This is a genomic window from Aeribacillus pallidus (assembly GCF_050478865.1).
Lineage (GTDB): Bacteria > Bacillota > Bacilli > Bacillales > JACDOC01 > JACDOC01.
In genome coordinates this window covers 1-17642 of the sequence record NZ_JBCNBW010000017.1, presented here as the reverse complement: position 1 = coordinate 17642, position 17642 = coordinate 1, and the positions used below count along the sequence as shown (strand labels likewise).

General features: G+C 42.0%; 28 protein-coding genes. 27 read left to right on the top strand and 1 reads right to left on the bottom strand.

All coding sequences use genetic code 11. The features are described 5' to 3' along the window. Positions 1-52 precede the first annotated feature (52 nt). From ABES52_RS04320 to ABES52_RS04310, 3 genes are all read left to right on the top strand, one after another. The gene (locus tag ABES52_RS04320; RefSeq protein WP_429649301.1) at positions 53-292 is read left to right on the top strand and encodes a hypothetical protein; all 240 of its coding nucleotides are present in this window, start codon (positions 53-55) and stop codon (positions 290-292) included. Further along, positions 285-953, top strand: coding sequence for a hypothetical protein (locus ABES52_RS04315; protein ID WP_429649299.1), 669 nt, complete (start codon positions 285-287; stop codon positions 951-953). The genes ABES52_RS04320 and ABES52_RS04315 overlap by 8 nt, the downstream gene beginning before the upstream one ends. Before the next feature lie 190 nt (positions 954-1143). After that, a complete protein-coding gene (locus ABES52_RS04310) occupies positions 1144-1437 on the top strand; it encodes a hypothetical protein (protein WP_429649297.1) in 294 nt (97 codons plus the stop codon). Here the strand turns inward: ABES52_RS04310 and ABES52_RS04305 are convergent. Beyond that, positions 1434-1844 (bottom strand): helix-turn-helix domain-containing protein, encoded by a 411-nt coding sequence (locus ABES52_RS04305; protein ID WP_429649295.1) that lies wholly within the window; start codon positions 1842-1844, stop codon positions 1434-1436. The genes ABES52_RS04310 and ABES52_RS04305 overlap by 4 nt on opposite strands. Positions 1845-2085: 241 nt before the next feature. Here ABES52_RS04305 and ABES52_RS04300 point away from each other — a divergent pair, with 241 nt between their 5' ends. The 24 genes from ABES52_RS04300 to ABES52_RS04185 all read left to right on the top strand — a co-directional run. Then, the gene (locus ABES52_RS04300; RefSeq protein WP_429649293.1) at positions 2086-2328 is read left to right on the top strand and encodes a helix-turn-helix domain-containing protein; all 243 of its coding nucleotides are present in this window, start codon (positions 2086-2088) and stop codon (positions 2326-2328) included. A 184-nt stretch (positions 2329-2512) separates the two neighbouring features. Further along, positions 2513-2641: a hypothetical protein gene (locus ABES52_RS04295; protein WP_429649291.1), complete on the top strand. Its 129-nt coding sequence runs from the start codon at positions 2513-2515 to the stop codon at positions 2639-2641. A gap of 291 nt (positions 2642-2932) precedes the next feature. Next, complete coding sequence (locus ABES52_RS04290; protein ID WP_429649289.1) at positions 2933-3901, top strand: YqaJ viral recombinase family nuclease; 969 nt, start codon at positions 2933-2935, stop codon at positions 3899-3901. Further along, on the top strand, positions 3901-4764 hold the full coding sequence (recT, locus tag ABES52_RS04285) for a recombination protein RecT (RefSeq protein ID WP_429649287.1): 864 nt from the start codon (positions 3901-3903) through the stop codon (positions 4762-4764). Before ABES52_RS04290 ends, recT begins: the two co-directional genes overlap by 1 nt. A gap of 29 nt (positions 4765-4793) precedes the next feature. Continuing rightward, positions 4794-5648: a DnaD domain-containing protein gene (locus tag ABES52_RS04280; protein ID WP_429649285.1), complete on the top strand. Its 855-nt coding sequence runs from the start codon at positions 4794-4796 to the stop codon at positions 5646-5648. Further along, positions 5557-6315 (top strand): ATP-binding protein, encoded by a 759-nt coding sequence (locus tag ABES52_RS04275; RefSeq protein ID WP_429649363.1) that lies wholly within the window; start codon positions 5557-5559, stop codon positions 6313-6315. Before ABES52_RS04280 ends, ABES52_RS04275 begins: the two co-directional genes overlap by 92 nt. A gap of 23 nt (positions 6316-6338) precedes the next feature. Then, a complete protein-coding gene (locus ABES52_RS04270; protein ID WP_429649283.1) occupies positions 6339-6551 on the top strand; it encodes a hypothetical protein in 213 nt (70 codons plus the stop codon). A gap of 59 nt (positions 6552-6610) precedes the next feature. Next, positions 6611-7156: a dUTP diphosphatase gene (locus ABES52_RS04265; protein ID WP_429649281.1), complete on the top strand. Its 546-nt coding sequence runs from the start codon at positions 6611-6613 to the stop codon at positions 7154-7156. Between the two features lies 1 nt (position 7157). Continuing rightward, the gene (locus ABES52_RS04260) at positions 7158-7295 is read left to right on the top strand and encodes a hypothetical protein (protein WP_429649279.1); all 138 of its coding nucleotides are present in this window, start codon (positions 7158-7160) and stop codon (positions 7293-7295) included. 5 nt (positions 7296-7300) lie between these two features. After that, complete coding sequence (locus ABES52_RS04255; RefSeq protein ID WP_429649277.1) at positions 7301-7552, top strand: hypothetical protein; 252 nt, start codon at positions 7301-7303, stop codon at positions 7550-7552. A 163-nt stretch (positions 7553-7715) separates the two neighbouring features. Then, on the top strand, positions 7716-8225 hold the full coding sequence (gene recU / locus ABES52_RS04250; protein WP_429649275.1) for a Holliday junction resolvase RecU: 510 nt from the start codon (positions 7716-7718) through the stop codon (positions 8223-8225). Positions 8226-8228: 3 nt separating this feature from the next. Then, on the top strand, positions 8229-8432 hold the full coding sequence (locus ABES52_RS04245) for a hypothetical protein (protein WP_429649273.1): 204 nt from the start codon (positions 8229-8231) through the stop codon (positions 8430-8432). A gap of 175 nt (positions 8433-8607) precedes the next feature. Next, a complete protein-coding gene (locus ABES52_RS04240) occupies positions 8608-8766 on the top strand; it encodes a hypothetical protein (protein WP_429649271.1) in 159 nt (52 codons plus the stop codon). 104 nt (positions 8767-8870) lie between these two features. Continuing rightward, positions 8871-9080: a hypothetical protein gene (locus ABES52_RS04235; RefSeq protein ID WP_429649269.1), complete on the top strand. Its 210-nt coding sequence runs from the start codon at positions 8871-8873 to the stop codon at positions 9078-9080. A 50-nt stretch (positions 9081-9130) separates the two neighbouring features. Continuing rightward, positions 9131-9592, top strand: coding sequence for a sigma factor-like helix-turn-helix DNA-binding protein (locus ABES52_RS04230; RefSeq protein WP_429649267.1), 462 nt, complete (start codon positions 9131-9133; stop codon positions 9590-9592). A 9-nt stretch (positions 9593-9601) separates the two neighbouring features. Further along, entirely contained in the window at positions 9602-9790 is a 189-nt protein-coding gene (locus ABES52_RS04225) for a hypothetical protein (RefSeq protein ID WP_429649265.1), read from the top strand. Positions 9791-9935: 145 nt separating this feature from the next. Then, positions 9936-10097 carry a hypothetical protein gene (locus ABES52_RS04220; protein ID WP_429649263.1) on the top strand — a complete coding sequence of 54 codons (162 nt, stop codon included), beginning with the start codon at positions 9936-9938 and terminating at the stop codon, positions 10095-10097. A 236-nt stretch (positions 10098-10333) separates the two neighbouring features. Continuing rightward, positions 10334-11683: a site-specific DNA-methyltransferase gene (locus ABES52_RS04215; protein WP_429649261.1), complete on the top strand. Its 1350-nt coding sequence runs from the start codon at positions 10334-10336 to the stop codon at positions 11681-11683. Beyond that, complete coding sequence (locus ABES52_RS04210) at positions 11683-12159, top strand: hypothetical protein (protein WP_429649259.1); 477 nt, start codon at positions 11683-11685, stop codon at positions 12157-12159. The genes ABES52_RS04215 and ABES52_RS04210 overlap by 1 nt, the downstream gene beginning before the upstream one ends. After that, entirely contained in the window at positions 12125-13510 is a 1386-nt protein-coding gene (gene terL / locus ABES52_RS04205; RefSeq protein WP_429649361.1) for a phage terminase large subunit, read from the top strand. Before ABES52_RS04210 ends, terL begins: the two co-directional genes overlap by 35 nt. 15 nt (positions 13511-13525) lie before the next feature. Then, entirely contained in the window at positions 13526-15619 is a 2094-nt protein-coding gene (locus ABES52_RS04200; protein WP_429649257.1) for a phage portal protein, read from the top strand. 77 nt (positions 15620-15696) lie between these two features. Beyond that, positions 15697-15903 (top strand): hypothetical protein, encoded by a 207-nt coding sequence (locus ABES52_RS04195; protein WP_429649255.1) that lies wholly within the window; start codon positions 15697-15699, stop codon positions 15901-15903. Further along, positions 15893-16570 (top strand): HK97 family phage prohead protease, encoded by a 678-nt coding sequence (locus ABES52_RS04190; RefSeq protein ID WP_429649253.1) that lies wholly within the window; start codon positions 15893-15895, stop codon positions 16568-16570. The genes ABES52_RS04195 and ABES52_RS04190 overlap by 11 nt, the downstream gene beginning before the upstream one ends. 105 nt (positions 16571-16675) lie before the next feature. Continuing rightward, positions 16676-17642, top strand: a 967-nt coding sequence (locus tag ABES52_RS04185) for a phage major capsid protein (RefSeq protein WP_429649251.1), incomplete at its 3' end; no start/stop codon positions are given.

Genomic DNA, 17642 nt, shown 5'->3' with positions numbered 1-17642 from the left:
GCACCCTATTTCTAGGGTGTCAAACTTACCAAATTATAGGAGGTTTGGTAAAATGTTTATATGGAAAAACCGACAAGCAGCAGTAAACACGGCGGTCCATTTGTATTTGAAGGGTTTTACGATTGAGTCTGCTTGTGAGCGTGTATTAGGGATTGAGGATGAACGGTATTATAACTTCTTCTGTACCGGTGTTGAAAGAATCCCATATAGCCAGCTGGTTCAATTTGAAACGGATGTCATTGATGCGATCAAAAAAATCAAAGAGCGAAAGGAGCGAGTGCTTTATGCGTAATCTTAAAATTGCGCTGTTAGTCGGTGGGATTGCCATCGGTGTTGTTGGGGCTGGTGGTTATTATTATCATCAGGATTCTATTGCAAAAGCTGAAGAAAAAAAGGAAGTGGATCCTGGTTCTCAAACGGTCGCTAAAGAAGAAGTAAATAATCAACCGGAAGTAACGGATCAAAAAACCGAAGCGCAAAAGCTCAGAGAAAAAATGAATTTATGGACTGAAACAATCCCTGGCATTCCGGATCGCAAAGAGTATGATGATGCCTATCTATTTAAGCCTGGAAAGGAACAAGAGGCCAAGCAAAAACTTGCAGAATTACATGATTTCTACGATGACTTGCTTGGATGGGGGAAGGCAGAACATATTAACTTTAGGCAATTAGATATGGTGCAAATGCAGGAGGATGTCCAGGCGTTTCAAAACCTACTTGAACCAAGTAAAATATTAAATGATGTCCATTACACTCAAGCTCTGTTGGGTGTAGCGTTTCGATATAATGATTCGATGGCTTTGCGCTATGTTCACCGTATATTCCATGACCTGGATTACCACATTAATGGTACGGAAGTCGATCGAGAATGGAAAGTAACGGACGCGTTTGGTGGAAACCCGGACGAAATCAGAAATTATTTGCTCGGTAGTGGATTGGCTAAAGAAGAATAAATGAATATGGATAAGAAAGAGGCCAAACTCTAAATTGAGAGTTTGGTCTTTTTTGTGAAAAAATTACCACAATTTCTTGTCCTTTCTAAATTAATTGAGTATTTTTATAAAAGAACTACCTTTTGCTTATATTTATGGTACAATATGTCTAAAAACGGCGAACGAATGTTCGTGTGAATGGAGGGATATTGTGGGCGTAGCAGCATATGAAAAAGAAAAGAAATTAACCAAATGTGAAAGCGATGACGCTCAAACCGGAAACTGGACGAATCGAGATGTCTTTATAGCGGTATTAAATTTATTCCGGAAGTATTCCCCGATTAGTCTAACCAGACAAAGTAATGTAGATCTCTCTGATATCCGATTCTGTATTAACACATTGTACGATTATGGTTATATCTCTGATCAAGAGAAAAAACAAATGGTTAGTTACTTTGATGAAATTGCTTCATATAAACGTAAAAAAAGAAGGCGAGACGTTTAATCGTTCTCGCTTTCTTTTTTTCCTTTGGTATTTTCTTTTGCATCCTGGCAAACTTTTGGGAGGCGTTCTTTAACTACTAGTTCTAGTAGATCGCGGAGAGGTTTTAATTCAGCGTCAGAGAGTGGTACGCCATCCCAATGAAGATCTTTATCATTTAATAATTCTTTTGCGTTTTTGGTAGGTTCTTTTGGATATGGATTGTCTGTTAGGCCAAGTAAATAATCAGCGCTAGTCTGTAAAACCTCGGCGATGTTGTACAGGATCTCTAATGGTGGTTGTCTATAATTACTTTCGTATCCACTATAAGTACTTCTGGCAACACCAATTCGATCAGCGGCTTCTTGCAAGGTAAGGCCGCGTTTCTTTCTCAACTCCCTCAATCTTTCCCCTATCACTTTAGTAATCAACCCTTTCCCTTTATATAAAAATCAGATGCTTGTCCTGATTGATATTTTAATTCCCCTAACCCTTTACAACAATATATATATTTTGTTTGCGTATAGCAACAAGAGGAACGCGTTCTGAGTCAAAAAATATCAGTATTTTTTTAAAAAAAAGGTAATATTTACTTGATTTTTACGCGAAATGAATTATAATGAAGACAACAAAGTTATTCGAAACGCGACATTTTAAAAAGGAGGGTTGTCCATGGTGGTTAAGCGTGAATGGTTAAAACAGCGCCGGAAAGAAAAAGGTTTAACTGGCACAGAAATTGCGAAGATGGCCAATATTGGCGTTGGTACTTATTACAACTACGAAAATGGACAGCGTACACCTAGAAAAGAGCATGCGATTCGCATTGCGGAAATTTTAGATTTCCCTGTATCCTATTTTTTTTACGACGATGTTCGCGAAGCGCGACAAAAAGAGTCACGAAAGGAGGTGATTTGATGTCTGCGGTCGTCGACATAAAATTACTCAAAAAGCGATACCAAGATATACTGCGAGACGAGATCTTCTTATGTTCTTGCATCGAGGTCCTGGAGTCAGCCGGCGAACACGAAGATGCAAAAGTTCTCCGGGAACAAATGCAAACGATGAAGACCGAGCGATTGCGTTTGAAGGAGTGGGTTTCATGAAATTCCTTGTTCGCGATTGGCTCAAACTTTCGGAGGAGGAGAGGTTTTGGATATTGGAAAATGAAGCGTTTCGGCAATGGAAAAATCGAAAAAATAAAACGGCTCTCCGGACCGAGAACCGTTAAACTATGAGTCTATTTTGGACCGACTAACAAAAGATCCTATAACTTAATTATAACTGGTCGGTCCTTCCATTACAACATTTTTTGATGGGAGGTCTTTTTTATGAATCTTGATCGATTTGCTGTCGGTTTACGTGATCCTCAATCTTTGCCTACTGTTACTGAATGCACACATTGCCATCGGGAATTATATCGGGAGAATGTAGCCATCCGTTTTGAAGGAGATGTGTTTTGCGATACTCATTGTCTATCTGAATATCTACTAGAAACATTGGATTACGAGGAGGTAATTCTATGAATCCGGTTGTTCTTGCTGAAACGGCGAATATGGACCATCTTGAATGGTTGCGATTGCGTCAAAAAGGCATTGGCGGCTCTGATGCGGCGGCCATTGCCGGCTTAAACAAATATAAAAGTCCGGTCCAAGTCTACTACGAAAAGGTTGAAGATATCAAAGTAGACGAGGAGCAAAGCGAAGCGGCTTATTTTGGGCATGTCCTGGAGGATATTGTGGCAAAAGAATTCACTCGAAGAACCGGGAAGAAGGTTAGAAAAAGAAACGCGATTCTCCAACATCCGGAGCATTCCTTCATGCTTGCGAACGTGGACCGGCTGGTTGTCGGTGAAGATGCTGGCTTGGAATGTAAAACGGCGAGCGAGTATTTAAAGCATGAATGGGTAGAAGGCGAGAAAATTCCCGATCAATATTTCATCCAATGTCAGCACTATATGGCGGTGACAGGTCGAAAACGCTGGTATATCGCGGTCCTCATCGGAGGGAATAAGTTTCATTGGGATGTTGTCGAACGTGATGAGGAAATCATTAACTACTTAATTCAAATTGAGTCTGAATTTTGGCAGCGCGTCCTGGAAAAACGACCGCCGGAAGTCGACGGCTCTGAATCTAGCACCAACCTTTTAAACATTCTCTATCCAGCCGAAACGGTCCAGGAAGATGCGACAGAGTTGCCGGTTGAAGCGGACGCACTCATTGCTGAGTTGGAGGAAGCGAAAGAAAAAATCCAAGAATGGGAAGCGGTCAAAAAGGAAATTGAAAACAAACTCAAAGCGATGCTCGGAAACTTTGAGAGCGGTTACGCTGGTGATTATATCGTCAAATGGGGCGCAGTGAATAGCAACCGATTTGATTCTAAACGATTCGCGAAAGAACACCCGGATTTGTATCAGCAATATTTAAATACTTCAACATACAGACGTTTCTCCATCTCCAAAATGAAAAAAGTTAGAAAGGCGGTATCGTGATGACTCAAGCGGATAAAATCAAAAACCAATTAGCAAACAAAGCAAAAGGTGGCCAAGTGGTACAAAAACAAAACGGTGGCCGGACTACGGTCGCCGACCTTCTCCAACAAATGAAGCCGGAATTTGAACGTGCTTTACCAAAACATATGGATGCCGACCGGCTCATTCGAATCGCTCTTACGGAAATGCGGCAAAACCCACAATTACTGTCCTGCGAGATTAAAAGTTTAATGGGCGCGATCATGCAGGCGGCCCAGCTGGGATTGGAGCCTGGACTCCTGGGACATTGTTACCTTATTCCGTTTAAAAACAGCAAACGTGGAACGACAGAGGTCCAATTCGTCATTGGTTATAAGGGTTTAATTGACCTGGTTCGTCGTTCCGGAGAAGTAGAAACCATCAAAGCTGAAGCAGTTTATGAAAATGACGAATTCGAGTTTGAATATGGCCTTGACGAAAAACTCCGTCATAAACCGGTCTTATTCGGCGACCGGGGGAAGTTAATCGGATTCTATGCTTATGCCAAGTTTAAAGATGGCGGCCATGCCTTCCAGGTCATGTCGGTTGAGGAAATTAACAGAATCCGGGATAAACACTCCAAAGCGAAAAACTTTGGTCCTTGGAAAGACGAATACGAAGCGATGGCTAAAAAGACCGTTATTCGTCAGTTGATTAAATACTTGCCGATTTCGATTGAAATTCAGCGCAATGTTTCTCTTGATGAAACGGTTCGGAAAGATATCACCGAGGAACCGGAACGCGTGGATGATTATATCGATATGGAGCCGGAATTAATCGAAGAGGTTAACGAAACGGAAGAAACGAACGAAGAAAACCCGGAAGCTGAAAACCAGGAGGGATAATATCTCTCCTGGACCTGGAGGGATAAGGAATGAACAGCAAAGGATGGATTTCTCTCCATCGTAAAATCATGCATAACCCTGTTTGGTCTGACGCTCGGCTCTTAAAATTATGGATTTATTGTCTATTAAAAGCAACACACAAAGACCGAGAACAATTGGTCGGATTACAAAAGGTCAATTTGAAGCCTGGTCAGTTTATAACAGGCCGAGATTCGCTGGAAAGGGAATATAACGAAGGGGCAAAACCTTCCGAGTTTGTGCCAGGTAGAACGCTGTGGCGTTGGATGAAAAAACTCGAAAAACTCGAAATGTTGACCATCAAATCAACGTCAAAATATAGCGTCATATCAATAACAAATTGGCATGAATATCAAGAAATTGACCAGCAAATGTCCAGCAAGTGTCCAGCAAATGACCAGCAAATGTCCACAAACAATAATGTAAATAATATTAATAATAAATTTAATAATAATAATAATGCTTTCGAGTTCTACGAAAAAAATTTCGGCCTGTTAAGTCCTTTTAACGCTGAATTACTTTCCCAATTGATCGATGAGCATTCGGAGGAATTGGTTTTAGCGGCCATGAAGGTTGCTTTAAAAAGAAACGCTCGAAATTTGAAGTTTGTTGAAACTGTTTTGCTCAATTGGCGAGATGCTGGTGTGAAAACGATAGAAGACGCTCGGGCTGTTGAAGCGGAATTTCAAAGACGGAACAAATTCCAAGTATTAAAGGGTGGTGTTGTGCGAAATGGCCAAAACAGAGCAAAGATTCCACTCCATAGCGGAAGTCATGGCGGATCTTCAAAAGAAAGCGAGTCAATTTCGCATTACGAACCAGGAAAATGGGACGACTACGACCTCTCACTCGACGACCTCATATAAATGCGAAAAGTGCCAGGATTTAGGTTTGATATTCGTTGATAATAACACGGCTCGGATCTGTGAATGTGCGGCTCAACGAAAAATTGAACGACTATTTAAATCTTCTGAAATCACCGAGGAATTTAAAAAGCTAAATTTTACTAACTTCAAACGGGAAGGGCGACCTCAAGTTGTCCAAGAAGCGTTTAAATGCGCTGTAGCTTATTTTAAATCGTTCCCTAATATCAGAAGTCAAAGAAGGAATTCGATCGCGCTTCTTGGCAATCCTGGGGCCGGAAAAACGCATTTACTCACAGCGGTAGCTAACAACCTCATTAAAAATCAAATCGAAGTTTTGTATTTTCCATATCGCGAAGGGTTTGACGAAATCAAAGACGATCTTGAAACATTGGAGCAAAAATGCGAACGGATGAAATCGGTCGAGGTCTTGTTCATTGATGATTTGTTTAAACGCGGTGCTACAGACTTTGAAGTCAAAACCATGTATTCGGTCATTAACTATCGTTATCTCAACCACAAGCCGATTATGGTTTCCTCTGAATACCTGGAAGATGACCTTTTGGATGTAGATGAAGCTCTTGGATCTCGGATTATTGAAATGTGCCGGGATTTCCTGGTTGAAATCCAGGGAGATCGAAAACTCTTAAACTATCGATTAGCAAAATAAATAATAGATCGAGGTGTGGTGAAATGAGTCCAAAACGGGGAGAAAGGGTAGTTACTTTGATGTTTTGTCCTAATTGCGGAACACACGAAGAAATCGATTCAAAACAAACGTACCAATTAATCACCGCGATAGGTATTAGATGTTTGGTGTGTCATACGTATACTCGGATGAACGCGAAAATTCGAAAACAATTGATTGAAATTTACCACCAAATGTCCAAAGAAGAAAGTCGATAAAACTTTTGGAGGATTTGAATTTTCGGACGCTATAAAAAAGCGATGGAAGGTGAAACGGAATGATAGAGAATAAGACTATCAATTTGGCCCATTTGTTTGATATGCAAGCGGTGCTGGATAAAGAAATCCTGCGCCGCCGGGGGATACCGGAAACAACAGATTTAACGGATTTGAAAATTGATGCGCTCGATGTGGAAATCGCAGAGTTACAAAACGAGGTTCGATACTTCAAATATTGGAGCCAGGACCAAAAACCGCGCATGAAGGCGGTACGGGTTCCGGCCATGTTTGAAGAGGACCGAGAATATTACAACCCATGCCTAGAAGAATTTGTCGATGGATTGCATTTCTTTTTAAGCCTGGGGAACGATTTCGATATTCCGAAGGATTTCCAACCAATCCCTTTTGTATCAGGCGATATTCGCAAGCAGTTTAAAATCATCAAACGTCACATATTCGTGATGGAAGGTCCTATGCATTGGTACCTGGCGTTTAATGCCTATTTGGGGCTTGCTGAAATGCTAGGGTTCAGCTGGGACGAGGTTGAAGCGGCCTATAAGGAAAAACACCAAATCAACCTAAAACGTCAAGCGGAGGGGTATTGAAATGGGACGTAAGAAGAAAAAAGAGCTATGGTTCTGTTTACGCCATCCGGATGGACGTGAGGTTCGTGTGAAAACCATTCGAGAGTTCTTTTTCTATCGTTCCAAAGGATTTCAACTCATTCAAAAATACGAGGTGTGATCGCGATGGCTTGGAGAAACGAATATGTCCGTAAATTCTTTTATGCACCGACCAAACTTCAACTAGTGAGAAAGGTCCAAAGATTAGAGAAGCAAGGTTGGCGTTGTGTTTGTCCGATTCGAGAGGAAAGTGTAGCAATGAAGGAATGGGGATATGAATATCATCGACAGCGACCAAAGTTCGTTGGGTTTTCAAGCCGGACGCGTTATGTGGTGCTTATGGAAATGCCACCTAAAAAGAAAGCTAGTAGTTGTTAATTTTAATATTAAAAGAGGTGTTAATATTAATGTTATTGTTCTTATCAATAATATTAACGATTGTTGCGGCGATTGCCTTGTTTAAAGGGCGAAATGGCATATCATTCTTCTTTTCACTACTAGCAATTATTAATTTCCTGGCCTATTTGTGGATGGTGGTTTGATGTTAGTGAGTTATGCAAACCGGGGCATGTCCTTCGAACACTTGGTTGAATACACAAACCGGTGTTATCTCATGAAGGGCATAGCCCATATCGAAAAAGTTCCGACACCTTGGAAAGTAATACGGCAAGGAAAGCGAATCATTAGCGCGTTCCCGGAAAAGAAGGGAATGGTAGACTTCATTGGGGTTTCTCATGGCCGGATGATTGCCTTTGATGCGAAATCGACGAGGGAACGTACTCGGTTCCCTCTCGATAATATCCACGATCATCAAATGCGATTTTTACGATCCTGGCTTGATCAAGGGGCGATCACCTTTTTCTTGGTAGAATTCGCGAAACATCAAGAGGTGTTTATGGTTCCGTTCCGGGAGATAGAGAAATGGTGGAAAGCGGCAGAAAATGGCGGCCGGAAGTCAATCCCTTATTCCTGGTTTGTTGAAAATTGCGACCTAGTGAAATCAAGCCGGGGGATTCCTTTAGATTATTTGAGATGTATTAAGGGGGAATGAAGGATGCGAATAAGTTTGTTTAAAAAAGCTCTTGTGGTTTTAGGTGCTATGGCGATCCTTGGAGGTTGTGTTAAACCGTTAGAAATTCAATACAAAGGCGAAATGCGAAGCGAAGAAGATGTTGAGGAAATGCTTGGCGATCTGCTTGAAAGTGAAAATCCGGACCTTGATATTGAAGTGGACATCTACGAAGAAGTTGATGACTAATGCACGGCGTTGAAGTGGTCATTCGTGATGAGCGGCCGGAGTGGATGAAAAAAGAGGACGCGTTGATGCTCTGTTGGACACGTTGTCCTCTCTTTAAAAGATGCCAAAGTCGTTTTGGTCCGGATTGCAAACATCAAGGCGGCGAAAAAATTCCAAAGGTGAGGGGATGATGAACATGAAACAGTTGGAATGGCAGCGTGAAGTGGTCCGGAAGGAGTATATATCCGAGGAGGATGTTGATGTTCGTGCGCGTGAAATACTCCGAATTTGGCAAGGAAAAGGGCTATACAATGTGGGCCAAAAGAAAAGAAGAAGTTCGCGAAAAGTTGGCTAGAGTCGGATGTTCGGTTGATATGGTCGTATCTTTAGAAATTTGCAAGCCTGGGGAGAAGAAATTTAAACCGTATAATCCGGAAGTTTTGAGGTGAGGTGTTGTTTATGTCTAGGGATAAACGCATCACATTGGCTCAATGTCAACGCGAGATTAATAAAGCATTGGATGTTTGGGAAGAAATCGCAAAAGAAACCCTTCATAAAGAGTTTGGATTCGGACCAAAGCGTCAGGAACGTTTTGTGGAACGGTTCTCTAGGGTGGCTCATTCTAAATTGCTTGAACAATACGCTCGAATGCGTAGAATGGTGAAATAATTCCGTTTTCCCGGCGTTATACAAAACTATTAAAGGTGGGTGTTAGTGTGATGGCTATTAAGAGAAAAACAAAACGTCAAATGATCGCGGTTGAAAACCTATTGCGACATTACCACTACTACAAATCGGGGATCAAAAACCTAAAAAAACAACTAGATTATATAATGCCGGGAATAACGGCGAATTATGAAATTCAAGAAGGTTCGACGGGTTCATTTGTCATTCAATCCAAAACAGAGAAATATGCGATCGATCGTATTGAATCCAAGAGGGCGCTCGATATTTACGAAAAAATTCAAGAGTACGAGATTATTGTTTCGTCTATTGAATCATCCCTTGAGGTATTGTCTGAAGAAGAGAAACAATTTGTTACCCTTCGTTATTTCGAAAACAAAAGCATTAAAGTCGTGGCGTATAACATGAATTGTAGTGAACGATCTGTCTTTAATATCCGCGAGAACGTTTTGCATAAATTATCCATCAGTCTTTCGGGAATCCTGGAAAATTTGTAGGAGGGAAAAATGCAACCGTCTGAAGGTTTGATTCGTCAGTTGCAAGAGGAAAATCGGAAGTTGAAGGAAAAAGTGAAAAGCCTGGAGCTTGAGATCGAAGAGTTAAACCAGGCCATGTTCCTGGTCGAACAAAAGCATCGGAAAGAAAAAGAAATACTTCAACGTGAATTGAACAAGTGGAAGTGTTACGGTAGGTAGGTCCGGGAATCCGGACCCTTTTTAATGTTAATGTTAATATTAATAAAAAAGATAATAAAAAAATACTTGAAATTATTAAACATCATGTTAATATACAGACAACAAAAGTTATTCAAAAAGAATAAAGCGAAAGGGGAATGATTAAATGAAAAATCAAACGAAAACTTTAGAAGAAAAAATCAAGAAAGTTCAAGAATTCTATTACAACCTAATTCAAAACACACCGATCCCTCAAAGACAAAAAGAATTGTTCGCTGAAATGGAAATCACTATTGAAAAAGTAAAAAAAGGCGAAATCGATTTCTAATAATCCTGGTAATAACCGGGGTTATTTTTTTGCAGTTTTCTTGCAGATTTCTTGCATTTTTTTCATAAAAATAAGTGATATTATGCTAATAAGCAACACCACACCTTGATACTGATTCAACCCTTTTCCCTTTGCGTGATTTCCCTAATCTTTAACCGTCTGGAGTTAATCCAGGCGGTTAAATTTTTGGAATTATTAATATTAATTTTAATGTTATCAGAGGTGTTAATGTTTTTATGAACATTCGCATTGAAAATAAAAAAATCGAGGACCTGGTGCCGGCACCGTACAATCCTCGGCTGGATTTGCAGCCTGGTGATCCGGATTACGAAAAATTGAAACGGTCCATTCAAACTTTCGGCCTGGTTGAGCCGATTGTGTTTAACGAAAGGACCGGTTATGTTGTCGGTGGTCACCAGCGCTTAAAAGTTCTTAAAGACCTTGGATGGACTGAGGTTCCGGTTTCGGTGGTGGATCTTGATTCTGATAAAGAGAAGGCGCTTAATGTTGCTCTTAACAAGATTGAGGGCGATTGGGATAACTTCAAACTCAAAGAATTATTGGAAGAGTTGGATACCGGGGCTTTCGACGTAACGCTCACCGGTTTCGATGAGGATGAAATCGAAGACCTCATGACTCAGTTTTATGTAGAAGAAGAGACCGAGGTCAAAGAGGACAATTTCGACCCGGATCAGGCGGTCGAGGAAATTGAAGAGCCGATTTCAAAGCCTGGAGATATATGGTTACTTGGAAGGCATCGGCTTATGTGCGGCGACTCGACCAATATCGATGATGTTCTAAAGCTAATGGGAAACAAACAAGCGGATATGATTTTCACCGATCCACCTTATAACGTCGATTATGAAGGCAGCAATGGGAAGAAAATCAAAAACGACAACATGGAAGATTCGGCGTTTTATCAATTTCTGTATGATGCGTATGTCGCCATGTATACGGTGTTGAAAGATGGCGGACCGATTTATGTTTGTCATGCGGATTCAGAGGGTTTGAATTTTAGAAAGGCGTTCAAAGATGCCGGTTTCCTTCTTAAACAATGCTTAATTTGGGTAAAAAATAGCCTGGTCCTCGGCCGGCAGGATTACCATTGGAAGCATGAACCGATTCTCTATGGCTGGAAACCTGGCGCGGCTCATGCTTGGTATGGTGGCCGGAAACAGGACACCGTTATCGAGGAAGATGCCGACCTGGTGGTTCAAAAAGAAAAAGATCATGTCTTGTTAACGTTCTCTAATGGTATCAAGTCTATTGTGGTGAAAGTTCCAGGCTATGAAATTGTCTTTTCTGACGATGATTCGGATAGTACGACCTGGCGCATCGAAAAGCCGAAGAAAAACGCGGACCATCCGACCATGAAGCCGATCGCTCTTTGCGCGCGAGCGATTCAAAACTCCAGCAAGCCAGGAGAAATTGTATTTGACCCATTTGGCGGTTCTGGTTCGACCTTAATCGCTTGTGAACAAACAGGGCGTACATGCTTCACGATGGAATACGATCCGGTCTATGCGGATGTCATCATTAAGCGATGGGAGGAATTCACCGGACAAAAGGCGGTGAGATTGTCTTAATGGCTGGTAGACCTTCAAAGTTAACACCGGAAATTCAAAAGAAGATCATTGATGCGGTCCGGGCAGGGAATTACATGGAAACTGCAGCGGCTTATGCCGGGATTTCGAAGGATACCCTTTATCGTTGGTTAAAACAAGGCGCAAGGGCTAAAAGTGGCAAGTATAAGGCGTTTCATGATGCAATCGAAAAAGCATTAGCCGAGGCCGAGGTTCGCGATGTGATGATTATTGCGAATGCGGCGACCTCTGATTGGAAGGCAGCGGCATGGAGGCTTGAACGAAAATTCCCGGATAAATGGGGAAGAAAGGAGAAGTTGTCGGCTGACCTCAATCATTCGGGGCAGGTGACAAAACGTGAAGAATACGACATCTCCATCACTCACAACATCCTTAATGACCCGGAATCAAAAGAGCTGGCAAAACAATTACTCCGAAGAAGAAATGCTCTTAAACGCTCTGATGAACAACCTGGATGATATCGAAGTTGAATTGGCCAAAGAGGACTATTCGGTTTATCTCGAATATGTGCATTATGGCCAATATATTCCTTCGCGTCATTCGGACCTGGTTTGTAAATACCTAGAACGTATCGAGCGTGGAGAATTAAAGCGATTAATGATTTTTATGCCACCTCGTCATTCCAAGTCCATGACCGTAACGGAGACCTTTCCATCCTGGTTTATTGGCCGGAATCCGGAGCGTCGAGTCATTGAGGTTTCTTATGGTGATTCCTTGGCTCGTAAGTTTGGGAAGGCCAACCGGAACAAAATCGCGGAATTCGGAGAGAAATTATTCGGGATTAAGCTCGCTCGCGACAATAATTCGGTTACGAATTGGGATATCGAAGGTCATCGAGGCGGCATGATTTCGGTCGGTATTGGTGGTGGTATCACCGGTCAAGGTGCCGATCTTTTAATTATTGACGACCCGATCAAAAACCGGAAAGAGGCAGATTCGGAAACTTACCGCGAGATGGTTTGGAACGAATGGAAGGACACCCTTCGTACTCGTTTGCAGCCTGGAGGCGCGGTTATTTTAATTTTAACGCGCTGGCATGAAGATGACCTGGCTGGACGTTTGTTAAAACATGAACCGGAAAAATGGGAGGTCTTATCACTGCCGGCTGTGTGTGAAAGTGAAAACGATCCGTTAGGTCGTAAAATCGGCGAGACGCTTTGGCCAGAGTATGGATTTGATCAAAAATGGGCCGAGGATACAAAGCACTCTGTTGGTTCTCGGACGTGGTCGGCGCTCTATCAACAAAGACCTTCGCCAGCTGAAGGTTCCATGTTCAAACGATCCTGGTGGAAATACTACCGGACGCTACCTAGTAAGTTTGATGAAATTATCCAATCCTGGGATTGTGCGTTTAAAGACAACAAAGACAGCGACTATGTGGTCGGCCAAGTTTGGGGCCGCATCGGCGCTGATAAATATTTAATCGATCAGATTCGAGGTCAAATGAATTTCCCGACTACGGTCCAATCTATTAGAAATTTAACTGCGCGTTATCCTTCAGCATATGCGAAGTTAATCGAGGATAAAGCAAACGGTACAGCGGTCATTCAAACGTTAAAAAACGAAATTCCTGGCATTATTGCAGTGAACCCGGATGGAGGAAAGGTGGCAAGGGCCGCATCGGCATCTGCTGACGCGGAGGCCGGGAATATCTACCTTCCATCACCGGAATTAGCGCCATGGGTTCATGATTTCGTTGAAGAATGCGCTTCGTTCCCTAATGGAGCAAACGATGACCAGGTTGACGCATTCACGCAGGCTATCAACCGTTTTAATAATAAACCTCGTCCTGGTATTCGGTCTTTGTAAAGGTGGTGAGAAGTCTTGGGGATCAAGTGGCGTGATTTCATTCCACCCATCCTTCAAAGAAAAGCGTCAGAGATTAATCGTTTAATAGCAGCCTGGTTCATCGGCGAGCCGGTATGGACACCAACCGATTTTGCGAACCTGGCGCGTGAAGGATTTGAACGAAATATTTGGGTTTATCGATGTATCATGGCGGTTGCGGAAGCTGGAGCGTCCGTTCCTTGGATTCTATATCAAAAATTAAGGAATGGGGAAAGAAAAGAAATTGAACAGCATGATTTGCTCAACCTGTTGGACAAACCGAACCCATTAATGTCCAGGCAGGATTTGATGGAGCATATCATCGCTTTTCAATTGTTGGCCGGAAACGCTTATTTACAACATGCAGGACCAAAAGTTGGACCACCAAAGGAATTATGGGTATTGCGACCGGACCGGGTAAAAATCATAGCAGATCCTGTTGATTTAGTGGCTGGTTATGAATATAAAATCGACGATGGATTAAAACAAGAATTTCCGGCTGATGTCGTAACGCATTTTAAGCTGTTTTCGGCGTTAAATGATTTTTATGGGCTATCTCCAATCCAAGTAGCGGCGAGAGGGATTGATGCAGATAACTTCGCGAATAAATGGAACGCGTCGATGTTCCAAAATGGAGCGCGTCCATCGGGGGCTATGATTACAGATAACACCCTGGGAGATGAACAATATAAACGGTTAAAAGAACAAATACGCGAGCAATATTCGGGATCTAGCAATGCTGGAAAACCGATGTTACTTGAAGGCGGCCTGGATTGGAAAGAGATGTCTTTATCTCCAAAGGATATGGATTTCATAGAATCCAAGAAAATGAGCCGGCTTGAAATTTGCGCGGCATTCGGCGTTCCACCAGAAATTGTCGGCGATATGGAACATGCGACTTATTCTAACTACCAGGAAGCTCGCAAGGCGTTTTATCAAGAAACAGTTATCCCGATCCTTATTAAAATCCGAGATCGATTGAATAGCACCTTGGTTAAAAAGTTTGGTGAAAATTTATATCTGGATATCGACAAAGACGGTATTGATGCTCTCCAAGAAGAGCGAGATAAAGTATGGGATCGGGTAATTCGCGCGGTAGATAGAGGCATTTTGATGGTGAACGAAGCGCGTCGAGAGATGGGATATGAAGAAATCGAAGGTGGAAATGTTCGATATGTGCCAACAAACGTTTTACCGGAAGGTCCGGATGCACCCGATTGGAGTTCATTAATTCCGGCTGAGCAATCTCCGGAAGATGAAACCGATCCGGAACAAAACGAGAATTTAAAACACCTGGAATTAAAAAGCGGATTAAATTTGCAGAGTTCAATTCAAAAAAAGCAGTATTGGCGTACCTTCGATCGAAAACGAATAGGATTTTATGGCGCTGTGGGGAAGCAAATCAAAAAGCGATTCGAAAAAGAGAAAGAAGGGGTTTTAAAGGCATTCGATGAAGGTGGAATCGTCCAGGTTGAACAATACCTGGATGATAACATTGGAGAATGGCATAAAACGTTGACAGCGTCTTATATCGCGGTGATGGATGCGTTTGGACAGGAAGTCTATAAATATCTAACCGAGGGAAAGTCGGCCGGTAACTTGGAGAAAAAATACGATGATGGTTTCGATGTATTCAACCAAGCGGTTCAGGATTTTATTTCGACAACCGTTGCTAACAAAGTAGTTAATATTAACGATAATACTAAAAATTTAATTAAAGCTATTGTTAACACTGGATTTAGCCAGAAGTTAACAGTGCCGGAAATTCGCGATCAAATTGAATATTTATATCTTGAACAAATTATTCCGAACCGGTCGATGGTGATTGCTCGAACAGAAGTCATCAGCGCATCTAATGCCGGCAGTCGATTTGCCGCGAAACAGACCGGCTTAAACCTCGAGAAAGAATGGGTGGCGACAGCTGATAAACGTACCCGGAAATCTCATAATAAAGCAGACGGTCAACGTCGACCATTGGATGAACCATACGAGGTAGGCGGCCATTCTTTGATGTTCCCTGGCGATCCGAACGGACCGGCAGAGGAAGTCATTCAGTGTCGCTGTACAGAGGTGTATCACACTGTTAAATAAAACATTAATGTTTTTGTTATTTTTAATATTAGGTTTTTTATTAGGAATAATAATAAAATCCTTGTGAGGTGGTCCGTTTGAAAGCGCCTAGAGGGGTGAAAGTGATACCGGTCGAAGGGAAGCCTTTTACTTATCGGATAAAGCTTTCTTTTTGGTACCGTTTAAAACTTGTTTGGAAGATCGCGCGAGAAAAAATAGATTTTAAATGGTATCAATATCCGTTAGTGATGTTCCTGGTTTTTAAAATTGCATTGGCTAACGGGGGGGCAAAAGATGGAACGTGAAATTAAGTCGTTTAATTTTGAGGTCAAGTCAACCGACGACAACACCTTTGAAGGGTACGCATCCGTTTTCCGAAATGTTGATGCCTATGGTGATGTGATGGAACCCGGGGCATTTACAAAGACCATCCAGGAGCGCGGTCACAAAGTAAAGGTTTTGTGGCAACACGACCCATGGATGCCTATTGGAAAGGCGATTCATCTTGAAGAGGATAATCATGGTCTTTTCGTTAAAGCGAAAATTTCGCAAACGGAAGAAGGAAAACGCGCCATGACGCTTATTAAAGATGGTGTTATCGATGAATTGTCCATCGGTTTCTCTACTGTAAAAGACGAATGGGACACCGAGAAGGGTGTTCGTCGTATCAAAGAGGTTAAATTATACGAGTTTTCTCCTGTAACTTTCGCAGCAAATGATCAAGCCTTAATCACCGCGGCCAAAAGTAATAACCGTTTGAGTTCTATGCTTTATCAATTTAACCAGGAATTAAAAGCTGGTAAGGTGTTAAGCGGTAAAAACCGCGCGTTGGTTGAACAGGCCATTAAAGCCTTACAAGAGCTTTTAGACGCGGCTGATGAAAGCGAAAAAGGAAAGGAAAAAGACGAAGCGAAACATGCGGAAGAAATTCTGAAAATGATCAAAGAAATTAAGTTTTCAACGCCTGTTTAGGGCGTTTTTTTCTTGCACTTTTCTGTTCCAAAAGGAGCCGGTTCGACCACTCCTGGGAAAGAAAAGCCGCACTAAATAAACAAATAATGAAAGGAGTTAAGAAAAATGGATTTGAAACAATTACAAGAACAGCTAGGTGGAGTTGTCGAGGAATTCAAAAAAGCGCGAGATGCTTTCCATGAAGAAAAAAATAAATTTGGCGAAGCCACTCAAGAAACAAAAAACATGATTGATAAATTGAATCAAAAAATGGACGAGTTAAAAACTCGCATAGATGAAATTGAAACAAAGGCAAACCGTCCGGCCATTGCTACGGGCGAAGGTGGCGAACAAAAAGGCATGACTCCGGAACAAAAGAAAGCCTTCTTTAAATTCATTCGTGAAGGTAAAGCTGGCATGACTCCGGAGGAAAGAAAAGCGCTTGTACAAGATACTGCTGGTGAGATTTTAGTTCCGGAAGCGCTTGATAACGAAATCGTTCGCGAATTGCCAAAGATTACGATTGCTCGTCAATTAGCGCAAGTACGAAACATCAACACAAACCGTCAACGTAGACGTTCAATGGATGAAGTAACTGTTGTATGGGGTAAATTGGAGACTGGTCTTGGTTCTACTTGGGCGCAAGGTGAAAGCGATCTAACTCCGGATGAAGAATACATCTACGTTGAAGACGTATTCGGATGGACTACAATCGGTGAAGATGAATTGGAAGATAGCGATGTAAACTTACAAACATATCTATCTTCCTCATATGCTCGCGCGTTTGCTGAAGCAGAGGATACTGCGATGTTTGTTGGTACAGGTCATGCAAACGGTCAGCCGGAGGGGATTTTAAACTCTACAGTTGGCACTTTTGATGCTGGCCAACCTGGTGCTGTAACAGCCGACGATTTTATTAAATTGCCTTATCAAGTCAAAGCGCAATACCGTAGAAATGCGGCTTATGTGGTTAACTCACAAACAGAGCTGGCACTTCGTCTGTTGAAAGACGGATATGGCCAATATTTATGGCAGCCATCTTTAGCGGCTGGGAAACCGGCAACATTTAACGGTTATCCTGTCTATACTCAAG